13 protein-coding genes are annotated in these 17,973 nt (G+C 67.4%); 3 read left to right on the forward strand and 10 right to left on the reverse strand.

Annotated features, from left to right (window positions below; genetic code table 11):
• Positions 1 to 83 precede the first annotated feature (83 nt).
• Positions 84 to 824 (forward strand): metallophosphoesterase family protein, encoded by a 741-nt coding sequence (locus AC628_RS33980; RefSeq protein ID WP_074131078.1) that lies wholly within the window; start codon positions 84 to 86, stop codon positions 822 to 824.
• Between the two features lie 56 nt (positions 825 to 880).
• On the opposite strand, the gene trxA is transcribed toward AC628_RS33980, so the two are convergent.
• The 4 genes from trxA to AC628_RS34000 all read right to left on the reverse strand — a co-directional run bounded on the left by trxA (position 881) and on the right by AC628_RS34000 (position 8,937).
• A complete protein-coding gene (gene trxA, locus AC628_RS33985) occupies positions 881 to 1,201 on the reverse strand; it encodes a thioredoxin (protein ID WP_016847387.1) in 321 nt (106 codons plus the stop codon).
• Positions 1,202 to 1,318: 117 nt separating this feature from the next.
• Complete coding sequence (gene addA, locus AC628_RS33990) at positions 1,319 to 4,795, reverse strand: double-strand break repair helicase AddA (protein WP_074131079.1); 3,477 nt, start codon at positions 4,793 to 4,795, stop codon at positions 1,319 to 1,321.
• Positions 4,789 to 7,935, reverse strand: coding sequence for a double-strand break repair protein AddB (gene addB, locus AC628_RS33995; RefSeq protein ID WP_074131080.1), 3,147 nt, complete (start codon positions 7,933 to 7,935; stop codon positions 4,789 to 4,791). Before addB ends, addA begins: the two co-directional genes overlap by 7 nt.
• 81 nt (positions 7,936 to 8,016) lie before the next feature.
• Positions 8,017 to 8,937, reverse strand: coding sequence for a LysR family transcriptional regulator (locus tag AC628_RS34000; RefSeq protein ID WP_074131081.1), 921 nt, complete (start codon positions 8,935 to 8,937; stop codon positions 8,017 to 8,019).
• 68 nt (positions 8,938 to 9,005) lie between these two features.
• On the opposite strand from AC628_RS34000, the gene AC628_RS34005 reads away from it, so the two are divergent.
• Both AC628_RS34005 and AC628_RS34010 read left to right on the forward strand, forming a co-directional pair.
• The gene (locus AC628_RS34005; RefSeq protein WP_245321470.1) at positions 9,006 to 9,947 is read left to right on the forward strand and encodes a hypothetical protein; all 942 of its coding nucleotides are present in this window, start codon (positions 9,006 to 9,008) and stop codon (positions 9,945 to 9,947) included.
• Positions 9,944 to 10,957 (forward strand): DUF2891 domain-containing protein, encoded by a 1,014-nt coding sequence (locus tag AC628_RS34010; protein ID WP_074131082.1) that lies wholly within the window; start codon positions 9,944 to 9,946, stop codon positions 10,955 to 10,957. The genes AC628_RS34005 and AC628_RS34010 overlap by 4 nt, the downstream gene beginning before the upstream one ends.
• A 228-nt stretch (positions 10,958 to 11,185) precedes the next feature.
• Here the strand turns inward: AC628_RS34010 and AC628_RS34015 are convergent, their stop codons facing one another.
• From AC628_RS34015 to AC628_RS34040, 6 genes are all read right to left on the reverse strand, one after another.
• A complete protein-coding gene (locus AC628_RS34015; protein ID WP_074131089.1) occupies positions 11,186 to 11,908 on the reverse strand; it encodes a nucleotidyltransferase family protein in 723 nt (240 codons plus the stop codon).
• A gap of 178 nt (positions 11,909 to 12,086) precedes the next feature.
• The gene (locus AC628_RS34020; RefSeq protein ID WP_035653764.1) at positions 12,087 to 12,404 is read right to left on the reverse strand and encodes a PilZ domain-containing protein; all 318 of its coding nucleotides are present in this window, start codon (positions 12,402 to 12,404) and stop codon (positions 12,087 to 12,089) included.
• An 87-nt stretch (positions 12,405 to 12,491) separates the two neighbouring features.
• Complete coding sequence (gene tsaE, locus AC628_RS34025; RefSeq protein ID WP_074131083.1) at positions 12,492 to 14,015, reverse strand: tRNA (adenosine(37)-N6)-threonylcarbamoyltransferase complex ATPase subunit type 1 TsaE; 1,524 nt, start codon at positions 14,013 to 14,015, stop codon at positions 12,492 to 12,494.
• Positions 14,012 to 16,522, reverse strand: coding sequence for a sensor histidine kinase (locus AC628_RS34030; RefSeq protein WP_074131084.1), 2,511 nt, complete (start codon positions 16,520 to 16,522; stop codon positions 14,012 to 14,014). Before AC628_RS34030 ends, tsaE begins: the two co-directional genes overlap by 4 nt.
• Positions 16,523 to 16,841: 319 nt before the next feature.
• Positions 16,842 to 17,300, reverse strand: coding sequence for a dUTP diphosphatase (gene dut, locus AC628_RS34035; protein ID WP_074131085.1), 459 nt, complete (start codon positions 17,298 to 17,300; stop codon positions 16,842 to 16,844).
• The coding region (locus tag AC628_RS34040; protein ID WP_283806728.1) for a phosphopantothenoylcysteine decarboxylase domain-containing protein at positions 17,297 to 17,973 on the reverse strand (677 nt) is incomplete at its 5' end. The genes dut and AC628_RS34040, both read right to left, overlap by 4 nt.

The raw sequence follows: 17,973 nt of genomic DNA on the forward strand, positions 1-17,973 counted from the left end.
CGAAATCCGGGACCTTCGATCCGTCACAGCAGCCCTCCCGGATTACGCTTCGCTGCATCCGGGCTACGGGAGGACAACACATCATGCGTTTTGCTGCGATCGCCGACATCCACGGCAACCATCTCGCGCTTGAAGCGGTGCTCGCGGACATTCGCGCGCAGGGGATTTCCGATATCGTCGATCTCGGCGACATGGTGAGCGGCCCGCTCGACGCGCGGCCGACCATCGACATGCTGATGGTGCTCGATGCGGTCCATCTGCTCGGCAATCACGACCGCTATCTGATTGATCGCCCGCACGAGAAAATGGGCTCATGGGAGCGGCGGACCTACACGCAGCTCGAGCCGCGGCATCTCGACTGGCTGCGCACGCTGCCGGCGAATGCGGTCTATCGCGACGAGGTCTTCCTCTGCCACGCGACGCCGCAAGATGACCAAACCTATTGGCTCGAGACGGTGCTGCCGGGCGGTGAGCTCGTGATGTCTTCGCTGGAATCGATCGAGGCGAGGGCGGCCGGCGTGACGCAATCGCTGATCCTGTGCGCACACACCCATACCGCGCGCGCCGTGCGGCTGCGCGATGGCCGGCTGATCGTCAATCCAGGCAGCGTCGGCTCACCCGGCTATCGCGCCGGCAAGCCGCATCCGCATGTCGTCGAGGCCGGTTCGCCCGATGCGCGCTACGCCATCCTCGAACAGGCTGGTGGCCACTGGGACCTGACGTTCCGGCACATCCCCTACGACCACGCGGCGATGGCCGCGCTGGCGCGGCACAATGGCGAGGCCGAGCTCGCCTCTGCGCTGGCGACCGGATGGATCAGGTAAAACAAAACGGCCGGCTCATCGCCGGCCGCTTCGCAAATTAGCTAATTCGAATCGGATCAGACCGCAGCGGTGATCCACTGCTGCAGCTTGGCCTTCGGCGCGGCGCCGACCTGACGGGACGCCATCTCGCCGCCCTTGAAGATCATCAGGGTCGGGATCGACATCACGCCATACTTCGACGCGGTCTTCGGGCTCTCGTCGACGTTGAGCTTCACGATCTTGACCTTGTCGCCCATCGCGCCGGAAATCTCATCGAGAGCGGGCGCGATCATGCGGCAGGGACCGCACCATTCGGCCCAGAAGTCGACGACCACCGGCCCGGTCGCCTTGAGCACTTCGGCTTCGAAATCGGCGTCAGAAACCTTGCCAACGGCCATGTGAGTACCTCGTTCGGTTGAGACAAAAGGGCGCGGTGGAGAATCGCGCCCGGGAGCATGCGGCAAACGTATGAACGCCCCCCTTGCCGGGTCAAGCTTGCTCACGCCGACATGAACTTATGCCAGCCCGGCGTCCAGCGCGGAGGCGGAAATCTCCATCATTTCAGCGGTTTCGGTCCAGAGCAGGGCGGCGTGGATGATCCTTTGGGGATAAAGTTTTGCCAGCACCGCACGGTACAGCGCGAGCTGCCGGATATAACCCTTGGGAGCCTCGGCGGCGGTCTTTGGCGGGGCGTGGTTGGTCTTGAAATCGACGATCAGGACCTCGTTCGGCGTCACCACCAGCCGGTCGATCTGGCCCGAGACCAGCGCCTTCGGCTGGCCCGGCCGCTCCAGCCGGCCCACGATCGACACCTCGGCGCGGCTGCCGGGGGCAAACACCGGCGCGAACCGCAGATCGACGGTCAGGGCGACCACTTGCCGAGCCAGCGCCGCGCGCTCTTCCTCGCTCCAGCCATCGGCGTTACGCGCAAGATAGCCGAGTGCCGCGCCGAGCCGTCGCTCCAGAGCAACGTCGGGCAGCGATTGCAGCAGGCGATGCACCAGCGTGCCGCGCTGCAGGGCGCGGGCGCGCAGCTGCACCGATTCGCCGGTTCGTATCGGATGACTGTCGTCATCGGCCGGATCGGACGGGCGCAGCACGCCCGCGGCGGCGGCTTCAGGGGCGGCCGCGGTGCGCAGCCAGGACGGCAGCACGATCGGCGCCGCGGGCGCTGATGCCGCGACACCGGTGAGATCGGCTGTGTCGTCGGGCCACGAATAGCGCATCACCTTGCCGGCCGGCGTCTCGAGTTCCTCGAGCTTGAGCCCGGAATTGGCGAGCCCCTTGGTGATCAGATCGTACCAGGAGGATTTCCGCACCGTGTTCATGTTGCCGGGCATGCAGCCGCCGACGATCAGCCGGTCGGCGGCGCGGGTCATCGCGACATAGAGCAGGCGGCGATATTCGTCCTCGGTGTCGCCGAGCATCGCCCTGCGCGCGTCGGCGACGCCGGGCGGATCCTCGGCCTTCTTGCCGGCCCACACCACGACGCCGGGCGCGTTCGGCGCCGCGTTGCCCTGCGGCAGATGGATCAGCCGCAGCCGCTGGGTGTCCGACGGCGAGGTCGTGGTGTCGACCAGGAACACGACCGACGCCTCGAGGCCCTTGGCGCCGTGCACGGTCATCACGCGAACTTCGTCGCGCGAGATCTCCATGTCGCGCTTCACCTCGGTGTCGGCCGCGCGCAGCCAGGCGACAAAGCCCTGCAGCGAGGCCGGCGCCTTGCGCTCATAGCCCAGCGCGAGCTCGAGGAATTCATCGAGCGCGTCGTTGGCCTCATGGCCGAGCCGGCGTAGAATGCGCCCCCGCCCGCCATCGCCGCCGAGCAGCCAGGCGTAGAACGCGAACGGCGTCTCCTGGGTGAAGCGGCGCTCGCACTCTTCCAGGCGGCGCAGCGCGGCCGAAAAACGTTCGTTGGTCGGCGCCTGCGCGGTCAGTGCCTCGCGCAGCGAACCGCGACGCTCGTGCGCCAGCTTGAACAGATCGTCGTCGTCGAGCCCGAACAGCGGGCTCTTCAGCGCCACCGCGAGCGCGAGATCGTCCTGCGGCAGCAGCAGCGCGTCGGCGAGGTTCATCAGGTCGATGATCGCGATGTGCTCGGTCAGCTTCAGCCGGTCGGCGCCGGCGACCGGAATGCCCGCGTGCTTCAGCGCCTGGATGACAGCGTCGAAGGCGTTGCCGCGCCGCCGCACCAGGATCAGCATGTCGCCGTAACGCAGTGGCCGCCGCCCGCCGGCGCTGCCGGTCATGGTGCCGCTGGTGACCAGGCGCTTGATCTCGGCCTGGATGCGCCGCGCCAACTTCACCTCGGGGCTGGTCATCGCGACGCCGTCGAACGGCGCGCGCCAGCCCTCGATATCCTGGCGGTCGTCGGCGACAGCGAGATCCCACAGCTCGATTTGGCTGGGGCCGGCATCGGCCATCGCATTGTGGATCGGATAGCCGTTCTCGACCGCATGGATGCTGCGGAAGATCTCCTGCTCGCGGAACACATGGTCGACCGAATGCAGGATCACCGGCCCGGAGCGGAACGAATAGGTGAACGACACCGGATCGAATTTCAGCCCGGCTTCCTCGAATCGCCGCTTCAGCTCGCGCCGGCGCAAATCGAATTCGCGCGGCGCCGCGCCCTGGAACGAGAAGATCGACTGCTTCTCGTCGCCGACCGCGAACACGGTGCGCACCAGGCCGTCGCGCGCGCCGGCGCCGGAGGTGAATTCGGAGATGATGTGCGCGACGATGTCCCATTGCCGCGGGCTGGTGTCCTGCGCCTCGTCGATCAGCACGTGATCGACGCCGCGGTCGAGCTTGTAATGCACCCAGCCCGAGGAGACACGGTCGAGCATCGCGAGCGTCTTGTCGATGAGGTCGTCATAGTCGAGCAGGCCGCGTTCCAGCTTCTCGCGCCGATAGTGCGCAGCCGCAGCGGTCGCGATGTGGATCAGCGCCTCGCTGCGGTCGCGCGTCACCACGGCGCGGCGGCGTTCGATCAGGGGACCAAGACGGTCGATCTCCGCCTCCAACCTGTTGCCCGCAACCGAATTCTTCTTGATGAAATTGTTGGTGATGACCGACGCGCGCGGCGCGCGATCGTCGGTCAGGAAGACGCCGAGATATTCGTCGACCTGCGCCGCACCGGTGAAGGTCAGCGCCGCCCGCAGCCGTTCGGCCTGCTTCTGATCCGCCTTGCTGCTGGTGTCGAGCAGCGTCGCCATCTCCTTCCAGCTCGACCGCGGCAGGTTCGGCCCGTCGACGATCTCGCGTTCGACATCCTCGATGCGATCCTCAGCGGAAACGCCGAGCGCGGCCGACATCTGCGCGGCGGCGGCCGCGGCGTTGCCGGCGGCATCGGTCCAGGCCATGAAATGGTCGCGGCTGAGGCACGCCTCCCGGACTACCTCCTTGAAGGTGACGTCGGCAGCATTCGCCATCGCGGTCCGCAGCGCGCGGCCGATCGGACTGTCGGGAATCCGCGACGCCTCGAGGAACACGGCGAGATTGGCGCGCTCCATCATCTCGTTCTGGTCGCGGTCGTCGAGCACGGCGAAGCGCGCCGGCACATTGGCCTCGAACGGAAACTGTTGCAGCAGCCGGGTGCACAGCGCGTGGATGGTCTGCACCTTCAGGCCGCCCGGCGTCTCCAGCGCGCAGGCAAACAGTTTTCGCGCCTCGCGCCGCAGTGAGGCGGAGGGATGCGCGATGCCGGCCTCGCGGATCGCGGCATCGAGCCCGGAATCGTCGAGCGTCACCCAATGACCCAGCGTCGTGAACACCCGCTCCGCCATGTTCGCCGCGGCGGCCTTGGTGAAGGTGATGCAGAGGATCTTCTCCGGCGGCACGCCTGACAGCAAAAGGCGGATCACGCGTTGCACCAGCACATGGGTCTTGCCCGAGCCGGCATTGGCCGACACGAAGGTCGACACCTTCGGGTCGGACGCACGCGCCTGCGCATCGCGCACCGCTGATGGGATCGGACGTGGCGCCTTCACCATTCCTCGATCCCCAGGCCGCCGGCCGCGGACCATTCCTTGATCCGCGCGAGGTCGTCATAGGCGCCGTAACGGTTCGCCCACATCGAGAGGTTCAGCGAGGTGTAGGCTTGGCTCTCGTCGTCGAACGCGCGGATCAGGGCTTCCAGCTTGCGCCGCGCGGCGTCGGCGGCTTCGTCGGGCGGCTGCGGCGTGTCGTTGGTCTTGATCTTCAGTTCCAGCGAACGCTGCTCGCCCGGCGGGTTGTTGCCGCTCAGCCTGATATAGACGAGGTCGCCGACCGAGGATTCGGCCGGGATGTCGGCGAAGCCGCCCTCGCGCAGGATCGCGGCTTCCAGCGTCAGCTGCGGCGACAGCCCCATGCGCACCTGCTTGCCCGTCGGCGGTTGCCCGGTCTTGTAATCGAGGATCGCAAAGCTGCCGTCGTCGCGCCGCTCAATGCGGTCGGCGCGCGCGGAGAGCGTGAATGTCCTGGCATCGTCGAGCGGAATGCCGATCTCGCCGCGGATCTCTGCCTTGATCGCAGCAATATTGCCGCGCCGGGCCTGCTCCCATTCGGCAAACCACGCCGCGATGCGCTGGAAGCGCGGCCACCACAGCGCACGCGCCTCCGGTCGTTCCATCAGCGGCGCAAAATGCTTGGCCCCGATATCGCGCAGCGCGCTCTTGATGTCGTCAGGCAGCGCGTCGGCATAGGTTTGCGTGAATTCGCCGAGCGATTCGTGGATCGCCGAGCCGCGATCGGCTGCCGACAGCGGCATGTCGACAGGATCGAGCGGATCGAGCTTGAGGATATAGCGCGCATAGATCGTGTAGGGATCGCGCAGCCAGTCCTCGATTGCGGTGACCGACATTTTCAGCGGCCGCGCCTCCCGCGGGGGCCGCGGCTCCGGGTGCGGCATCGGCTCGACCTTGTCGGGCCGGTCGAGCTCGGCGGCATATTGCACGTAAGTTTCGCCGGCCGATGTTGCTGCCTTCCAGCGCGCTTCGCCGGCAACCGCTTCGAGCCGGTGCAGGAAACGCGAGGCGACCGCCGGCGCGCCGCCGACCTTGGCGGCGTGGGTGAGGATCACCTCGTCATGGCCGAGCAGCTGCGCAAAGTCGTGCGCGGACAGGCCGATGCGCCGCTCGGGAAGATCGAGCCCGAGTTCGTGCCGCATCGGCCGGCTCAGCCAGGGATCGATCCGCGGCGCCGGCGGCCAGACGCCCTCGACCAGGCCGCCGAGGATGACGCGATCCGACTCGGTGAGACGCGCCTCGAGCTGGCCGTAGATATTGAGCTGCGCGCGCGCCGATTCCGGCCGCCGCACCATTCGGTCGGCGAAGGCGGTCTGGAACACCTCGGGATAATCTGACAGCGGCGTCATCAGCCCGCTCGGCTGCTGTCTCGCGAGCAGCTCGTCGAAGGCGGAGGCCAGCGAGGCACCGGCGCGCTCCTCGAACACGATCGCGACGCCGTTCTGGTCGGCCGACAGTGCGATCAGCGCCTCGCGGTGGCGCGCCGCGAGCTCGGCGAAATCATAGGGTTTTGACGACGCCATGCTTTCCAGCGGCGCCAGCGCCGCCTGCAGTCTGGCGATCAGGCCCTCGGCCTGGTTGAGCTCGTTGTCGCGCAGCCGGGCGCGCGGCTCCATGGCGTGTAGCGACGAGGTCTCGCCGCCATGCAGCTTGACCAGCTCGGCGCGGAAGCGTGCGAAGTCGCGCGCGAGCCCGCCGGTCCCCGGTTGCGGCCGCGTGCCGCGGAGCAGCGCGATTTCCAGCACCTCGATCGCGCGCCGCAATGCGCCATGCGCGCCGCCGAGCCGGAACAGCGGATGCTTGAGCAGCGCGAGCAATGTCGGCGGCTCCAGCCCGTTGGCCGCGGCTTCCGCGGTGAGGCGGGCGAACACGCCGGCCGGTGTTTCGATCAGTGCGTCGCCGCCGGAATCATCAAACTCCAGCTTCCAGCGCGTCAGCGAGGCCGTCACGCGGCGTGCCAGCGCGCGATCCGGCGTCACCAGCGCGGCCGATTTGCCGAGATGCCGCGCCTCGCGCATCGCGACCGCAATCGCCAGCGCCTCCATTTCCGGATTGGGCGCCTCGACCACGGTGAGATTGGTCATCCCGGCGGAAATCCGCGCCACGATCTCGGGCCGCTCCAGCCGGTCATGCCATTGCGCGGTCGCGGTCGACGGACGCATCGTCTCCGACACCAGCACCTCGCGGCCGAGCGGCGCCGGCTCGGCCAGGCTCTCAACGTCGCGGCGCTTGATGTCGAAGCGATCGAGCAGCGCGTGCATCGCGAATTGCGGATGGTTCGACGAGGGCGGCGTGGTGAACCTGCCGTCGTCGCCGCGCTCGCCGCCGATCGTGTCCCAGCTGTCCTCGTCGAGATCGGTGTCGAGCCCGGGCAGCACCACGGCGCCGTTCGGCAGCTTCGCCACCGCGTGCAGGAATTTTGCCGTCGCCGGCATCGAGCCGGTCGAACCGGCCGCGATCACCGGGCCCGTCGGGTGCGCGGTCAGCCGCGCCGCCTCCGCCTCGATCAAGAGATCGCGGCGCGCGGCCGGCTCGATCCGGCCGATCTCCTTGAGGTAGTTCGGCCAGGCATCGCGCGCGATGCGCAGGAAGTCGAGCGAGTGCTGCCAGTATTTGTCGAGCTGATCCGGCACCAGCCGGTCGAGCGCGCGCCAGTCGACGCCGCGCGTCACCATGTCGTCCATCAGTCGCGCAAGGTCGCCGGCGAGCTGCAAGGTCGAGGCCGGGCCGCCGACCACGAGCGGCGCCGACACCGGCGTCTTCGCCCAGGCCGCGACCAGATGCGCCAGCGTCAACCGGCGCTCCAGCTCGCCCAGTCTTGGCGGAATTTCCAGCGGCGCGGCGCCACCAACGGCGTCGCCCTGATCGGCGAAGGCAAGCTCGTCCTCGTCGATCTCGCCAAGCGCGACGATACGCGGCAGCACCGCGGCGTCGGAATCGAGCACGTCGAGGAAGATTTCGCGCGCCAGCCGGCCGGCGCGGCGGGTCGGCAGATAGAGCGTGGCGTTGGCGAGCTTTGCCGGATCGCTCTGCGCCTCGAATCCCGCCAGCAGGCGGCCGTCGACCAGCGCCGCAATGACGGTGCGCAGGAACGGCGCGGAAACGGGAACGCTGAGAACGCGCATGGGCTGCCTTGTTCGAATCAGGCGCCAATATAGGGAGCGGCGGCCGTCGTTAGCCACCCCCCGCCGGTCAGCCATGACAGCTCAATGTCGCAGCCGGGCGGCGCAGCGATCGACGGCATCCAGGAACCAGCGCAGCGCCGGATCCTGCGCGGCGCGGCTGGTATGGATCAGGTCGATTGCGAAGGCGGGGATCTCGATCGGCGGCATCACGACGGTAATTTCGGCGAGATGCGTGAAGCGCCGGGCGACGCGCTCCGCCATCGTGGCGATGAGATCGGTGCCGGCCACGGCGAAGGGAACGGCCACCACATGCGCAAGCGTCACGGCGAGGCGCCGCTTCAACCCATGGCGCGCCAGCAGCGCGTCGATCACGCTCGGCAGGCCATCGCCGCCGGCCGCCGAGAACAGCGCGTGCGGCAGGGTCGCATAGTCCTCCAGGCTGAGAGCCTCCGACCGGCTCGCGCGCGCGGCGTCGCGGATGCAGACGAAGCGTTCCTCGAACAGGCGGTGCCGGACGCAGCGCGGCGTCTCCGGCAGATGGCCGCCGATCAACGCATCGAGCTCGCCGCGCTCGAGCTTTGCCAGCGCCGCCGTCGCATCGGTCAGCGGGCGTACGGCGAGGTCGATCCCCGGCGCTTCCGCGCGCAGCAAGCGGGTCAGTTCCGGCACCAGGACGAGATCGCCATAGTCGGTCGCTGCGATGGTGATGCGCCGGCGCGCGGTCGCCGGATCGAAGCTCCGATCGGGCGCCAGCGCGCCCCGGATCTGCCGCAGCGCCTCTCCGATCGGGCCTGCTAGCGCCAGCGCTTTCTCGGTCGGCTGCATGCCGGCGCCGGCACGCAGGAACAATTCGTCCGCAAACAGCGCGCGCAGCCTGCGCAGCGCGCTGCTCATCGACGGCTGGGCGAGGCCAATGCGTTCGGCTGCGCGGGTGACGTGGCGCTCCTCCATCAGCGCCTCGAAGGCGACCAGCAGGTTGAGATCGACGGCGGATAAATTCATGAAATCAATAATGCATATAGAAATAATCGATTTCAACAATGATCTGGCGGCGCCTATAGCTCCCGGGCATGACGACGAGGCGCCAGGATCCGGGACGATCATTCGCGAGGCTGATGCCGCGCGGGCCGACCTTGCTGATCGTTGGCGTTATGGCCGGACTGGCTTTTCCCGCCCTTGCCGACAGCATGCGCCCGCTGATGGCGGCGGCGATCTTCGTCCTGGTGCTCGGCACCTTCCTCCAGGTCGATGGCGCGGCATTCCGCCGTGCGCTGCGGCGTCCGCTGGTCTGGCTGCTGTTGCCGGCGCTCGCGATGCTGGTCTGTCCGCTCGCGGTCGGCTTCGCCGCGCGCGGTGCCGGACTGCCGACCGAGCTGGTCGTCGCGCTGGTGTTGTCGGTCTGTGCGCCACCGTCGAGCGGCACCGCCGCGGTCGCGCGCATGCTCGGCTTCGATGCCACCGTTCCGCTTGCCGTGACGCTGCTGTCGATGGCGCTGGCGCCGGTCACCGTGCCGCTGATCGCGGCGGGATTTGCCGGTCTCGCGCTCGATCCGCTGGCCCTCGCCGCGCGGCTGGCCCTGTTGCTCGGCAGTGCGAGCGCGCTGGCGCTGCTGCTTCGCCGTCAGGCCCGCGCGCAATTGGTGCGGCGTTCGGGCATGATCGACGCGCTCGTCCTCGCCTCCCTGCTGCTGTTTGCGATCTCCACCATGGCCGGAGTGCGTGCGCAGATCGCGGCACAGCCGCGTGCCGCGGCAATCTGTGTCGGCCTTGCCCTCGCCTGCAATCTTGCGCTGCAAGTGCTTGGCGCGCTGCTCACGCCGGGTTCGCTGGCCGAGCGACTCACCGCAGGCCTCATTCTCGGCAACCGCAATGTCGGGCTGGTCTGGTCGGCGATGGGCGCAGCGGCTTCGCCGATGACAACGCTATTCTTCGCCGCGACGCAGTTTCCGATCTATATTGCACCGCGCCTGATCGAGATGCTGGTTCGGCGCGAGGAGGGCTCCTCACCATGACCGCCACATCCCTGACCGAACAACTCGCCGTTCGCTTCGCCCGCATCGCGCTCGGCCATGTCGGCCGCGAATATCCGAACAAGCCGGATCATGTGCTGGCAGGGCCACAGGACGCACGCACGCCGCGCGAGCTGCATCCGGTGTTCTTCGGCAGCTACGACTGGCATTCCTGCGTCCACAGCTATTGGATGCTCGCCCGGCTGCTGCGCTTTTATCCGACCTCCGAAGCGGCGGATGCGATCCGCGCCCTGTTCGGCGCACAGTTCGTTGCGGAGAAGATCGCGGCGGAGTGCGCCTATCTCGCGGCCCCGACCGCGCGCGGCTTCAAGCGGCCGTACGGCTGGGGCTGGCTGTTGAAGCTTGCGGCAGAGCTCGCGCTTTTCGACGACGTCAGCTGGCGCGAGCAAATCGCGCCGCTTGCCGAAATCTTCGCGCAGCGCTTTCGCGATTTCCTGCCGCTCGCCACCTATCCGGTGCGGGTCGGCACGCATTTCAACACCGCGTTCGGGCTGCGCATGGCCGCCGACTACGCCGCGGCGACGCAGGACGATGCGCTCGGGGCGCTGCTGCGCGACACCGCGCTGCGCTGGTACGGAGCCGATCAGGATTGTCCCGCCTGGGGCGAGCCGAGCGGCGACGACTTCCAGTCGTCCGCGCTGATCGAAGCGGAATGCATGCGGCGGCTGCTGTCGCCTCGGGACTTCCTGCCCTGGTTCGATCGCTTCCTGCCGCACCTCGCGCAACGCGAACCCGCAACCTTGTTTCGGCCCGCGACCGTGACCGATCGCAGCGACGGCAAGCTTGCGCATCTCGATGGGCTCAATCTCAGCCGGGCGTGGTGCTGGCGTGCGCTGGCGGGCACGTTGCCGGAGGGCGATGTGCGTCGCCCGATTTTGCTGGATGCGGCGCGACGCCATCTCGACGCCGGCCTGCCGCACATCGCCGGCGACTATATGGGCGAGCACTGGCTGGCAAGTTTTGCGGTGCTCGCCATCGATTGCAATGCCTAACGGCAACTTTGCCTGAAGCGGGAATGAGTTTCGGTCGAATCGGCTTGGCGCGGTCTCGTTTCACCTCTCCCCATCGGGGAGAGGTCGGATTGCGAAGCAATCCGGGTGAGGGCTCTTGCTCTCTCGATAGACCGTAAACCCTCACCCGATTTGCTGCGCAAATCGACCTCTCCCAAGGGAGAGGTGAACTACGAACGCCGTTCTAGCTCAAGCTAATCTCATCAGGCTCTAAGCTACGCTTTCCAGATAGGCGTCTTCCGCAGCCTGGATCGCGTCGGGGGTTCCGACATGCATCCAGACGCCATCGAGGCGCAGGCCGAACAGCCGCTCCTGCTCGTTGGCGCGATCGAACATCTTGGTCAGCGAGAATTCGCCCGCCGGAGCGTCCGCGAACAGCGCAGGCGACATGATCGCGGCGCCGGCATAGACGAACGGCACCACCTGGTTTTCCCGCCGCTTGCGCAGCGCGCCGTCCGGCAACATCGAATAGTCGCCGCGGCCGCTATAGCCGATGCTGGAGGCGGTCGGCGCCATCAGCAGCAGGATATCCATCCGCGCGGGATCGAAGGTCTCGGCCAGCCGGGCCAGATTGGAACGCACGCCGTCGATCCACATCGTGTCGGCATTGAGATGGAAGAACGGCGCATCGCCGAGCAGCGGCAGCGCCTTCACCACCGCGCCGCCGGTGCCGAGCACCTGGTCGCGCTCGTCGGAGATGATCACATGCGGGCGGCTGCGGGGCTTGACGTGCTCGATGATCTGGTCGGGCAGATAATGCACGTTGACCACCGCTTCGCTGACGCCGGCGCCGGCGAGCTTGTCGAGCACATGGTCGAGCAGCGGCTGGCCGGCGACGCTGACCAGCGGCTTCGGCATCGTGTCGGTCAGGGGGCGCATGCGCACGCCGAGGCCCGCAGCGAGCACCATGGCTTTATGGGGAGTGACGGGCATTTTCCGGATATTCTCGGTCATCATCTCTCATGCGCCGATCATATCACGGCGATTCGGCAAGCACATCAATCAGACGCCATAGTCATGAGACATGACGGCCGTAAGACGGCAATAACGACGACCCTTTGTTGGAGCATGATCTTGCCGGAAAACCGTCTCCACTTTTCCGGATCATGCTCTAGACGTCGGCTTGCGCACCGCGTCTGGCAGTTTTCTTCTTCTTGTCGCCTTGTTTGAGGAAGTTGACGCCAATCTGGTCGCCATTGACCCATGCCAGCTCGCAGCGGCGATAGGCCAATCCTGTGGACGACAGCAGCAGAAAAAACTCCTTCAGGGCCAGGCCCTCGACCGAGCCCTCGACGGTCAGCTTGGCGCCCGTCTCGGACACGTCTTCCATGGTGCAGTCGCGCCGCCAGGTGCCGTCGATGCCCATCATGTGCGCGGCTATGCCGCGCTCAAACGTGACACGATCGCCCCTGCGTCGTTCCGTCCCCATCGTGTGGTCCCGCTCCCGATCCGGCCGCGCCATGGATGAGGTGCGGACTCTGCGAGCTTAGGGGACCCAAGGCTAACAACCCGTAAACTAAGGTACTGGGGGAGGGACGTTGGCGGTGTACCAGATGCGGAAGGTCGTCAGCGCCGGATGGGCGAGCGAGCGTTCGAGATAGGTCCAGATCCGCGGCTGGTGCTTGAGATATTGCGGCTTGCCGTCGCGGCGGTTGAGCCGTGCAAAGGTGCCGAGCAGGCGGGTGTTGCGCTGCGCCGACATGATCGCATAGAGCTCGGCGAAGCCGGCCGGATCGAAGCTCGCGTCGGTGGCGCGCCGCGCCTTGATGTAACGGGTCAAGAGCGACAGTTCGAGCTGCTCGGGCACGTCGATCCGCGCGTCCTGCAACAGCGACACCACGTCATAGGCCGCAGGACCGAGCAGCGCGTCCTGGAAGTCGATGATGCCGACGCGCAGGATACCGGTGCGCTCGGCAAGCCAGATGATGTTCGGCGAATGGAAGTCGCGGATCACCCAGGTCTGCGGCGCCGCGGCGGGCTTTTCCAAGAGGCCGCGCCACATCCCGAGGAATTCGGTGCGCAGCTCCTCGCTCGGCTGCACGCCGCGGTCGGGCAGGTACCATTCCAGCATCAGCCCGATCTCGATCAGCCAGGCGTCGATATCGAACACCGGGATGTCGTAGCTCTCGTCTGCCGTCAGCGGCACCGTGTCGGGCAGCGCCTCGCGATGCAGCGCCGCCAGCATGTCGACGGCGGCCTCGTAACGCTCGGCGATCGGCCGCGGCGGATCGCCCTCGATCACGCCTTCGGCGCCGAGATCCTCGGTGATGAGGAAGCCCGATTCGAGATCGATGTGCCGGATCGCAGGTGCGGAGAAGCCATGTTTGCGCAGGCCGTTGCCGATCGCAACGAAGGGCCGCACGTCTTCGGCGAGATGCACCGCGGCGCTGTAGGAGCTGCCGTTGTAGATCGCCGGGCCGTCGGGACGGCGCGGCGAGTTCATCAGGATGACGCTGCCGTCGTCGTTGCGCAGCCGCGCATAGGAACGGGTCGAGGCATCGCCGGGCATGCGCTCGCGCCGCGCCTTGAGGAAGCCTGCGCGATCGAGGAACTGGCGCAACTCGTTGAGCCGCGCGACCTTGGCGGCGGCCTTGCCATAGCCGGTGATCTCGGCGGCGCGCGCGGCCGATCCGAGCGCCGGGCGGTGGCTGAAGGCGATATCGATGCGGTCAGCGGGCATCGCGTCCGGCGCGCGTTCCGGCCACTCGATCAGCGCCACGATGTCGTCGGGCAGCGGCGACAGCCCGATCTCCTCGAGCTCGCTGGCGTCATTGATGCGGTAGAGATCGGCATGAACCAGTGGAAACGACGGTAGCTCGTAGCTCTGCGCCAGCGTGAAGGTCGGGCTCGGCACTTCCAGCGTATCGTCGGCGGCGAGGTAGCGGATCAGGGCGCGGGCGGCCGCGGTCTTGCCGGCGCCGAGGTCGCCCGAGAGCGTGACGACATCGCCGGCGCCGATCAGCAGCGCAAGGTCGGCCATCAGCTCTGACGTCGCGGTTTCGTTCGCGAGCGCCACCGAGAATGTCGAGGTCGCCGTCATTCAGCAGCGTTGCGGTGTGCGGTCTGGTCGATCGGGAAGTCGCAGGTCACGGTCGTGCCGCGCCCGACGGTCGAATCGACGCGCACCCGGCCGCCATGCAGCTCGACGAAGGAGCGCACCAGCGACAGTCCGAGCCCCGCGCCGCGATGCCGCGAGCCGTGCGAATGGCTCTCGAACCAGTTGAACACCTTGTCGCGCATCTCGGCTGGAATGCCGGGACCGGCATCGGTCACCGCAAACACCACGCTGTGCTCGGTGCGGTGCGCGCTGATCGTGACGGTGGCATCATGCGGCGAGAAGCCGACGGCGTTGGCAAGCAGATTGTAGAGCACCTGCACCACGCGCCGCTCGTCGCCGACGAAGGCGCCGATATTGGGCTCGATATCGACCTTCAGCGTGATGCGGTCGGTTGCCAGACGATCCTGAATGCCTTCAGCGGCGGCCTCGATCGCCTGGCCGATATTGACCGGGCCGAGCTCGAGCTTCATCGCGCCGGCGTCGATGGTCGCGAGATCGAGGATGTTGTTGGTCAGCGCCAGCAGCGCGTTGGTCGATTTGGTGACGTAATCGAGATACTCGGCCTGCTTCGGCGTCAGCGGCCCGGTCGAGGGATCGCTGAGGAAATGCGCGAAGCCGATGATGGTGGTGAGCGGCGCGCGCAGCTCGTAGGAGACGTGGTGGACGAAATCCACCTTCATCTGGTCGGCAGCTTCCAGCGCCTCGTTGCGTTCGCGCAGCGCCCGCTCGACATTCTCGGTGTCGGTGATGTCCTGGAAGGCGAGCAGGGTCTTGCCGTCGGGCAGCGGGATGGTCATGCAGTTCAGCACGCTGCCGTCCTTGCGCTCCAGCTTGAGCGCGACCTGGGCGCGGTTCTCGATCGCGGTGATCGATTCGCGCAGCGTCCGCCAGGTCAGCGCGTCGTCGAACAGCGGCCGGCACAATGCTTCCACCTGCTCGATATGCGGTTCGCCCTGCAGCGCGTCGGCCGGCAGCTTCCACATCTTGGCGAAGGGTGGGTTGAACAGTTCGGCGCGGCCGTTGCTGCCGAACACCGTGACCGCTTCGCCGAGATTGTCGAGAGTCTCGCGCTGCACCCGTGTCAGGCGGTCGTAGCGGCGCGCGAGGTCGAGGCTCTCGGTGACGTTGTCGAACAGATAGGTGACGCCACCCTCGAGGTTCGGCGTGGTGACGACGCTGATGGCGCGGCCGTCGGGCAGGAACCAGGTGTAGGTCTCGGATTCGACCGCGCGATAGGCCTCATGCAACTTGGCCTTCCAGGCGCGGAAATCCGGTTGCTCGGGCAGCTTGCGGTTGGCACGCAGGCGATCGAGGACGCTGGAATCGTCGGGGTTGCTGTCGAGGAAGGCCTGGTCGAGGCCCCACAGCCGCCGGTAGGATTCGTTGTAGAAGGTGAGGCGCCGGTCGGCATCGAACACCGCGACACCCGAGGACAATTGGTCGAGGGTGCGCCGGTGCGCTTCGACCATCCGCGCGATCGCCGCGCGCAGCGCCGCGGCCTCGCTGGCGTCGATCGCGATGCCGGCGCTGCCGCCGGAGAGTTTCAGCGCCTGGACGTCGTAGATCCGCCGCTCGCCGCTGACGACGATCGGCAGCCGTGCGGCATAATTGGCATTGTCGTTCAGCGCGCGGGTCAGTTCGGTGCGTTGGTCGCTTTCGAGCAGTTCGAGATTGCGCTGCAGCGCGTCCGACACGCTCTTGCCCTCGGTGGCGCGGACATAGGCCGCGTTGGCATAGCGCAGATTGCCCTCGAGGCTCTTGGCCCAGATCGGCCATGGGGCGGCAGCGGCGAAATCGCGCAGCAGCTCGGTCTCCTCCTGCAGCGTCTTGTAGCGCAGGTTGGATTCGGCCAGCTCGCGGCGCAGGCCGCCGAGCTCGCGGATCCGCACGATGGCCTGGCCGCCGATCGCGCGGCCCATCGCCTCGATGGCGCGGCCGGCCGAGGTCGAGAGGTTGAGCAGGAACGCTTCGCCCTTCTCGCGCAGCGCGTCGACCGCGTGGTCCATCTGCAGCGCCGGCTCGGGCGGCAGCCAGGTTCCGAAGGCGAGGATGCGCTGCGGCGGGCCCTCCTGCGACATCACCAGCGAGATGTCGCCCGAGATCTGCGGCCGGTTGTCGCCGGCGGCCCACGAGATCAAGACCTGCGGCTCGACGAACAGCAGCGCGCGCAGCCGGTCCGATTGCGCCTGGAGGTCCGTGATCTCGGACTGCAGCTGCTCCTCGTTCCGCGTCGCGCGCAGGCGGGTGCGCATGAGGAGGATCGCGGCGACGGCAGAGAAGCCGACCAGCGCGAACGATGTCGCGAGGACCGCGACCTCCTGGTGATTGAAACCGAAATGATCCGACATCGCCTGGGTGAGCACGCTCTCGGCGGCAAACGAATTGCGGGCCGGCAGCAATGCGGTGATGGCGAGCCCAATCATGCCGTCGCGCGCCAGTGAGGTGCATGACAGCAGGGTTCGACGCACTGCCGCGACTACGCCCGACATATGTTGCCCCAGAACGCACAAACCTTAGGGCATGATCCGGAAAAGAGGAGACCGGTGTTCCCCCACGGCAAACGTTTGACGTTTGTCCGGGGATCATGCCCAAGCAGGACCCGACAGCCGACGAAGACCCCCCCGTCGCGCTCGAATCAATCCAGAATAGTCCCAACGGGACTCGCCGAGTAAGAGTCCAGACCGTGAACGCAGAATCCGCTGTGAAAAAATGCGGCCGGTGGTGTGGATTTTACGCGAATTGACTCCGTAATCGTGCCGAGATCGCACGCGAAGCGTGATCTCCCGGAGGCGGTCCGCACACTTCGCGCTAGCGTCCGGTCGAGCCGAAGCCGCCGCCGCCGCGCTCGGTTGACGACAGCACGTCGACCGGAACCAGCTCGGCCTTTGTGACCGGCGCGATCACCATCTGCGCGATGCGCTCGCCGCGCCGGATCGAAAACGCCTCCTGGCCATGATTGATCAGCAGCACGTTGATCTCGCCGCGATAGTCGGCGTCAACAGTGCCGGGCGAGTTCAGCACCGTGACGCCGTATTTGGCGGCAAGGCCGGAACGCGGCCGCACCTGCGCCTCATAGCCCGGCGGCAGCGCGATCGTCAGCCCGGTTGGAACCATCTCGTAGCGGCCCGGCAGCAGCAGCAGCGGCGCCGACCGCGGCACCGCGGCCAACAGGTCGAGCCCGGCCGCGTCCGCGGTCTGGTAGATCGGCAGCAGGAGATCTGCGCCATGCGGCAATTGGTGGACTTCGACCTTGATGGTGGCGCTCACGATCCGGTTCCTACTTCTCTTGCGATCCGCGAGACCAGCGCAGTCGCGACTTCTTCCTTGGTCATCACGGGCCAGGAGTCGACGGTGACGTCCTTGCCCTCGCGCGAGAGCAGGTGAACGGTGTTGCGGTCGCCACCCATCACGCCGGTCGCCGGCGAGACGTCGTTGGCGACGATCCAGTCGCAGCCCTTGCGCGCGAACTTTGCCTTGGCGTTCTCGATCAGGTGCTCGGTCTCGGCGGCGAAGCCGATCACCAGCGGCGGCCGCTTCTCCTTCAGCTTCGAGATTGTCGCGAGGATGTCGGGGTTCTCGACCAGCTGCAGCGGCGGCATCCCGGCCGCGGTCTTTTTCAGCTTCTGGCTGCCTTCGCTGGCGACCCGCCAGTCGGCGACCGCGGCGGCAAAGATCGCAACGTCGACCGGCAGCGCCGCCTCGACCCGGTGCAGCATGTCGCGCGCGGATTCGACGCGCATCACGGAGATGCCCTGGGGATCGTCGAGCTCGACCGGGCCGGTCACCAGCACGACCTCGGCGCCGGCGGCGCGGGCGGCGGCGGCGATCGCAAAGCCCTGCTTGCCGGACGAGCGGTTGGCGATGTAGCGCACCGGGTCGATCGCCTCATGGGTCGGCCCGGCGGTGATCAGCACGCGCTTGCCGGCGAGCGGACGCGGCT

Source organism: Bradyrhizobium sp. NAS96.2 (assembly GCF_001908235.1).
Lineage (GTDB): Bacteria > Pseudomonadota > Alphaproteobacteria > Rhizobiales > Xanthobacteraceae > Bradyrhizobium.

Coding starts and splice junctions, on each gene's coding strand:
- AC628_RS33980 (WP_074131078.1), top strand. CDS start 84: ATGCGTTTTGCTGCGATCGCCGACATCCACGGCAACCATCTCGCGCTT.
- trxA (WP_016847387.1), bottom strand. CDS start 1,201: ATGGCCGTTGGCAAGGTTTCTGACGCCGATTTCGAAGCCGAAGTGCTC.
- addA (WP_074131079.1), bottom strand. CDS start 4,795: ATGGTGAAGGCGCCACGTCCGATCCCATCAGCGGTGCGCGATGCGCAG.
- addB (WP_074131080.1), bottom strand. CDS start 7,935: ATGCGCGTTCTCAGCGTTCCCGTTTCCGCGCCGTTCCTGCGCACCGTC.
- AC628_RS34000 (WP_074131081.1), bottom strand. CDS start 8,937: ATGAATTTATCCGCCGTCGATCTCAACCTGCTGGTCGCCTTCGAGGCG.
- AC628_RS34005 (WP_245321470.1), top strand. CDS start 9,006: ATGACGACGAGGCGCCAGGATCCGGGACGATCATTCGCGAGGCTGATG.
- AC628_RS34010 (WP_074131082.1), top strand. CDS start 9,944: ATGACCGCCACATCCCTGACCGAACAACTCGCCGTTCGCTTCGCCCGC.
- AC628_RS34015 (WP_074131089.1), bottom strand. CDS start 11,908: ATGCCCGTCACTCCCCATAAAGCCATGGTGCTCGCTGCGGGCCTCGGC.
- AC628_RS34020 (WP_035653764.1), bottom strand. CDS start 12,404: ATGGGGACGGAACGACGCAGGGGCGATCGTGTCACGTTTGAGCGCGGC.
- tsaE (WP_074131083.1), bottom strand. CDS start 14,015: ATGACGGCGACCTCGACATTCTCGGTGGCGCTCGCGAACGAAACCGCG.
- AC628_RS34030 (WP_074131084.1), bottom strand. CDS start 16,522: ATGTCGGGCGTAGTCGCGGCAGTGCGTCGAACCCTGCTGTCATGCACC.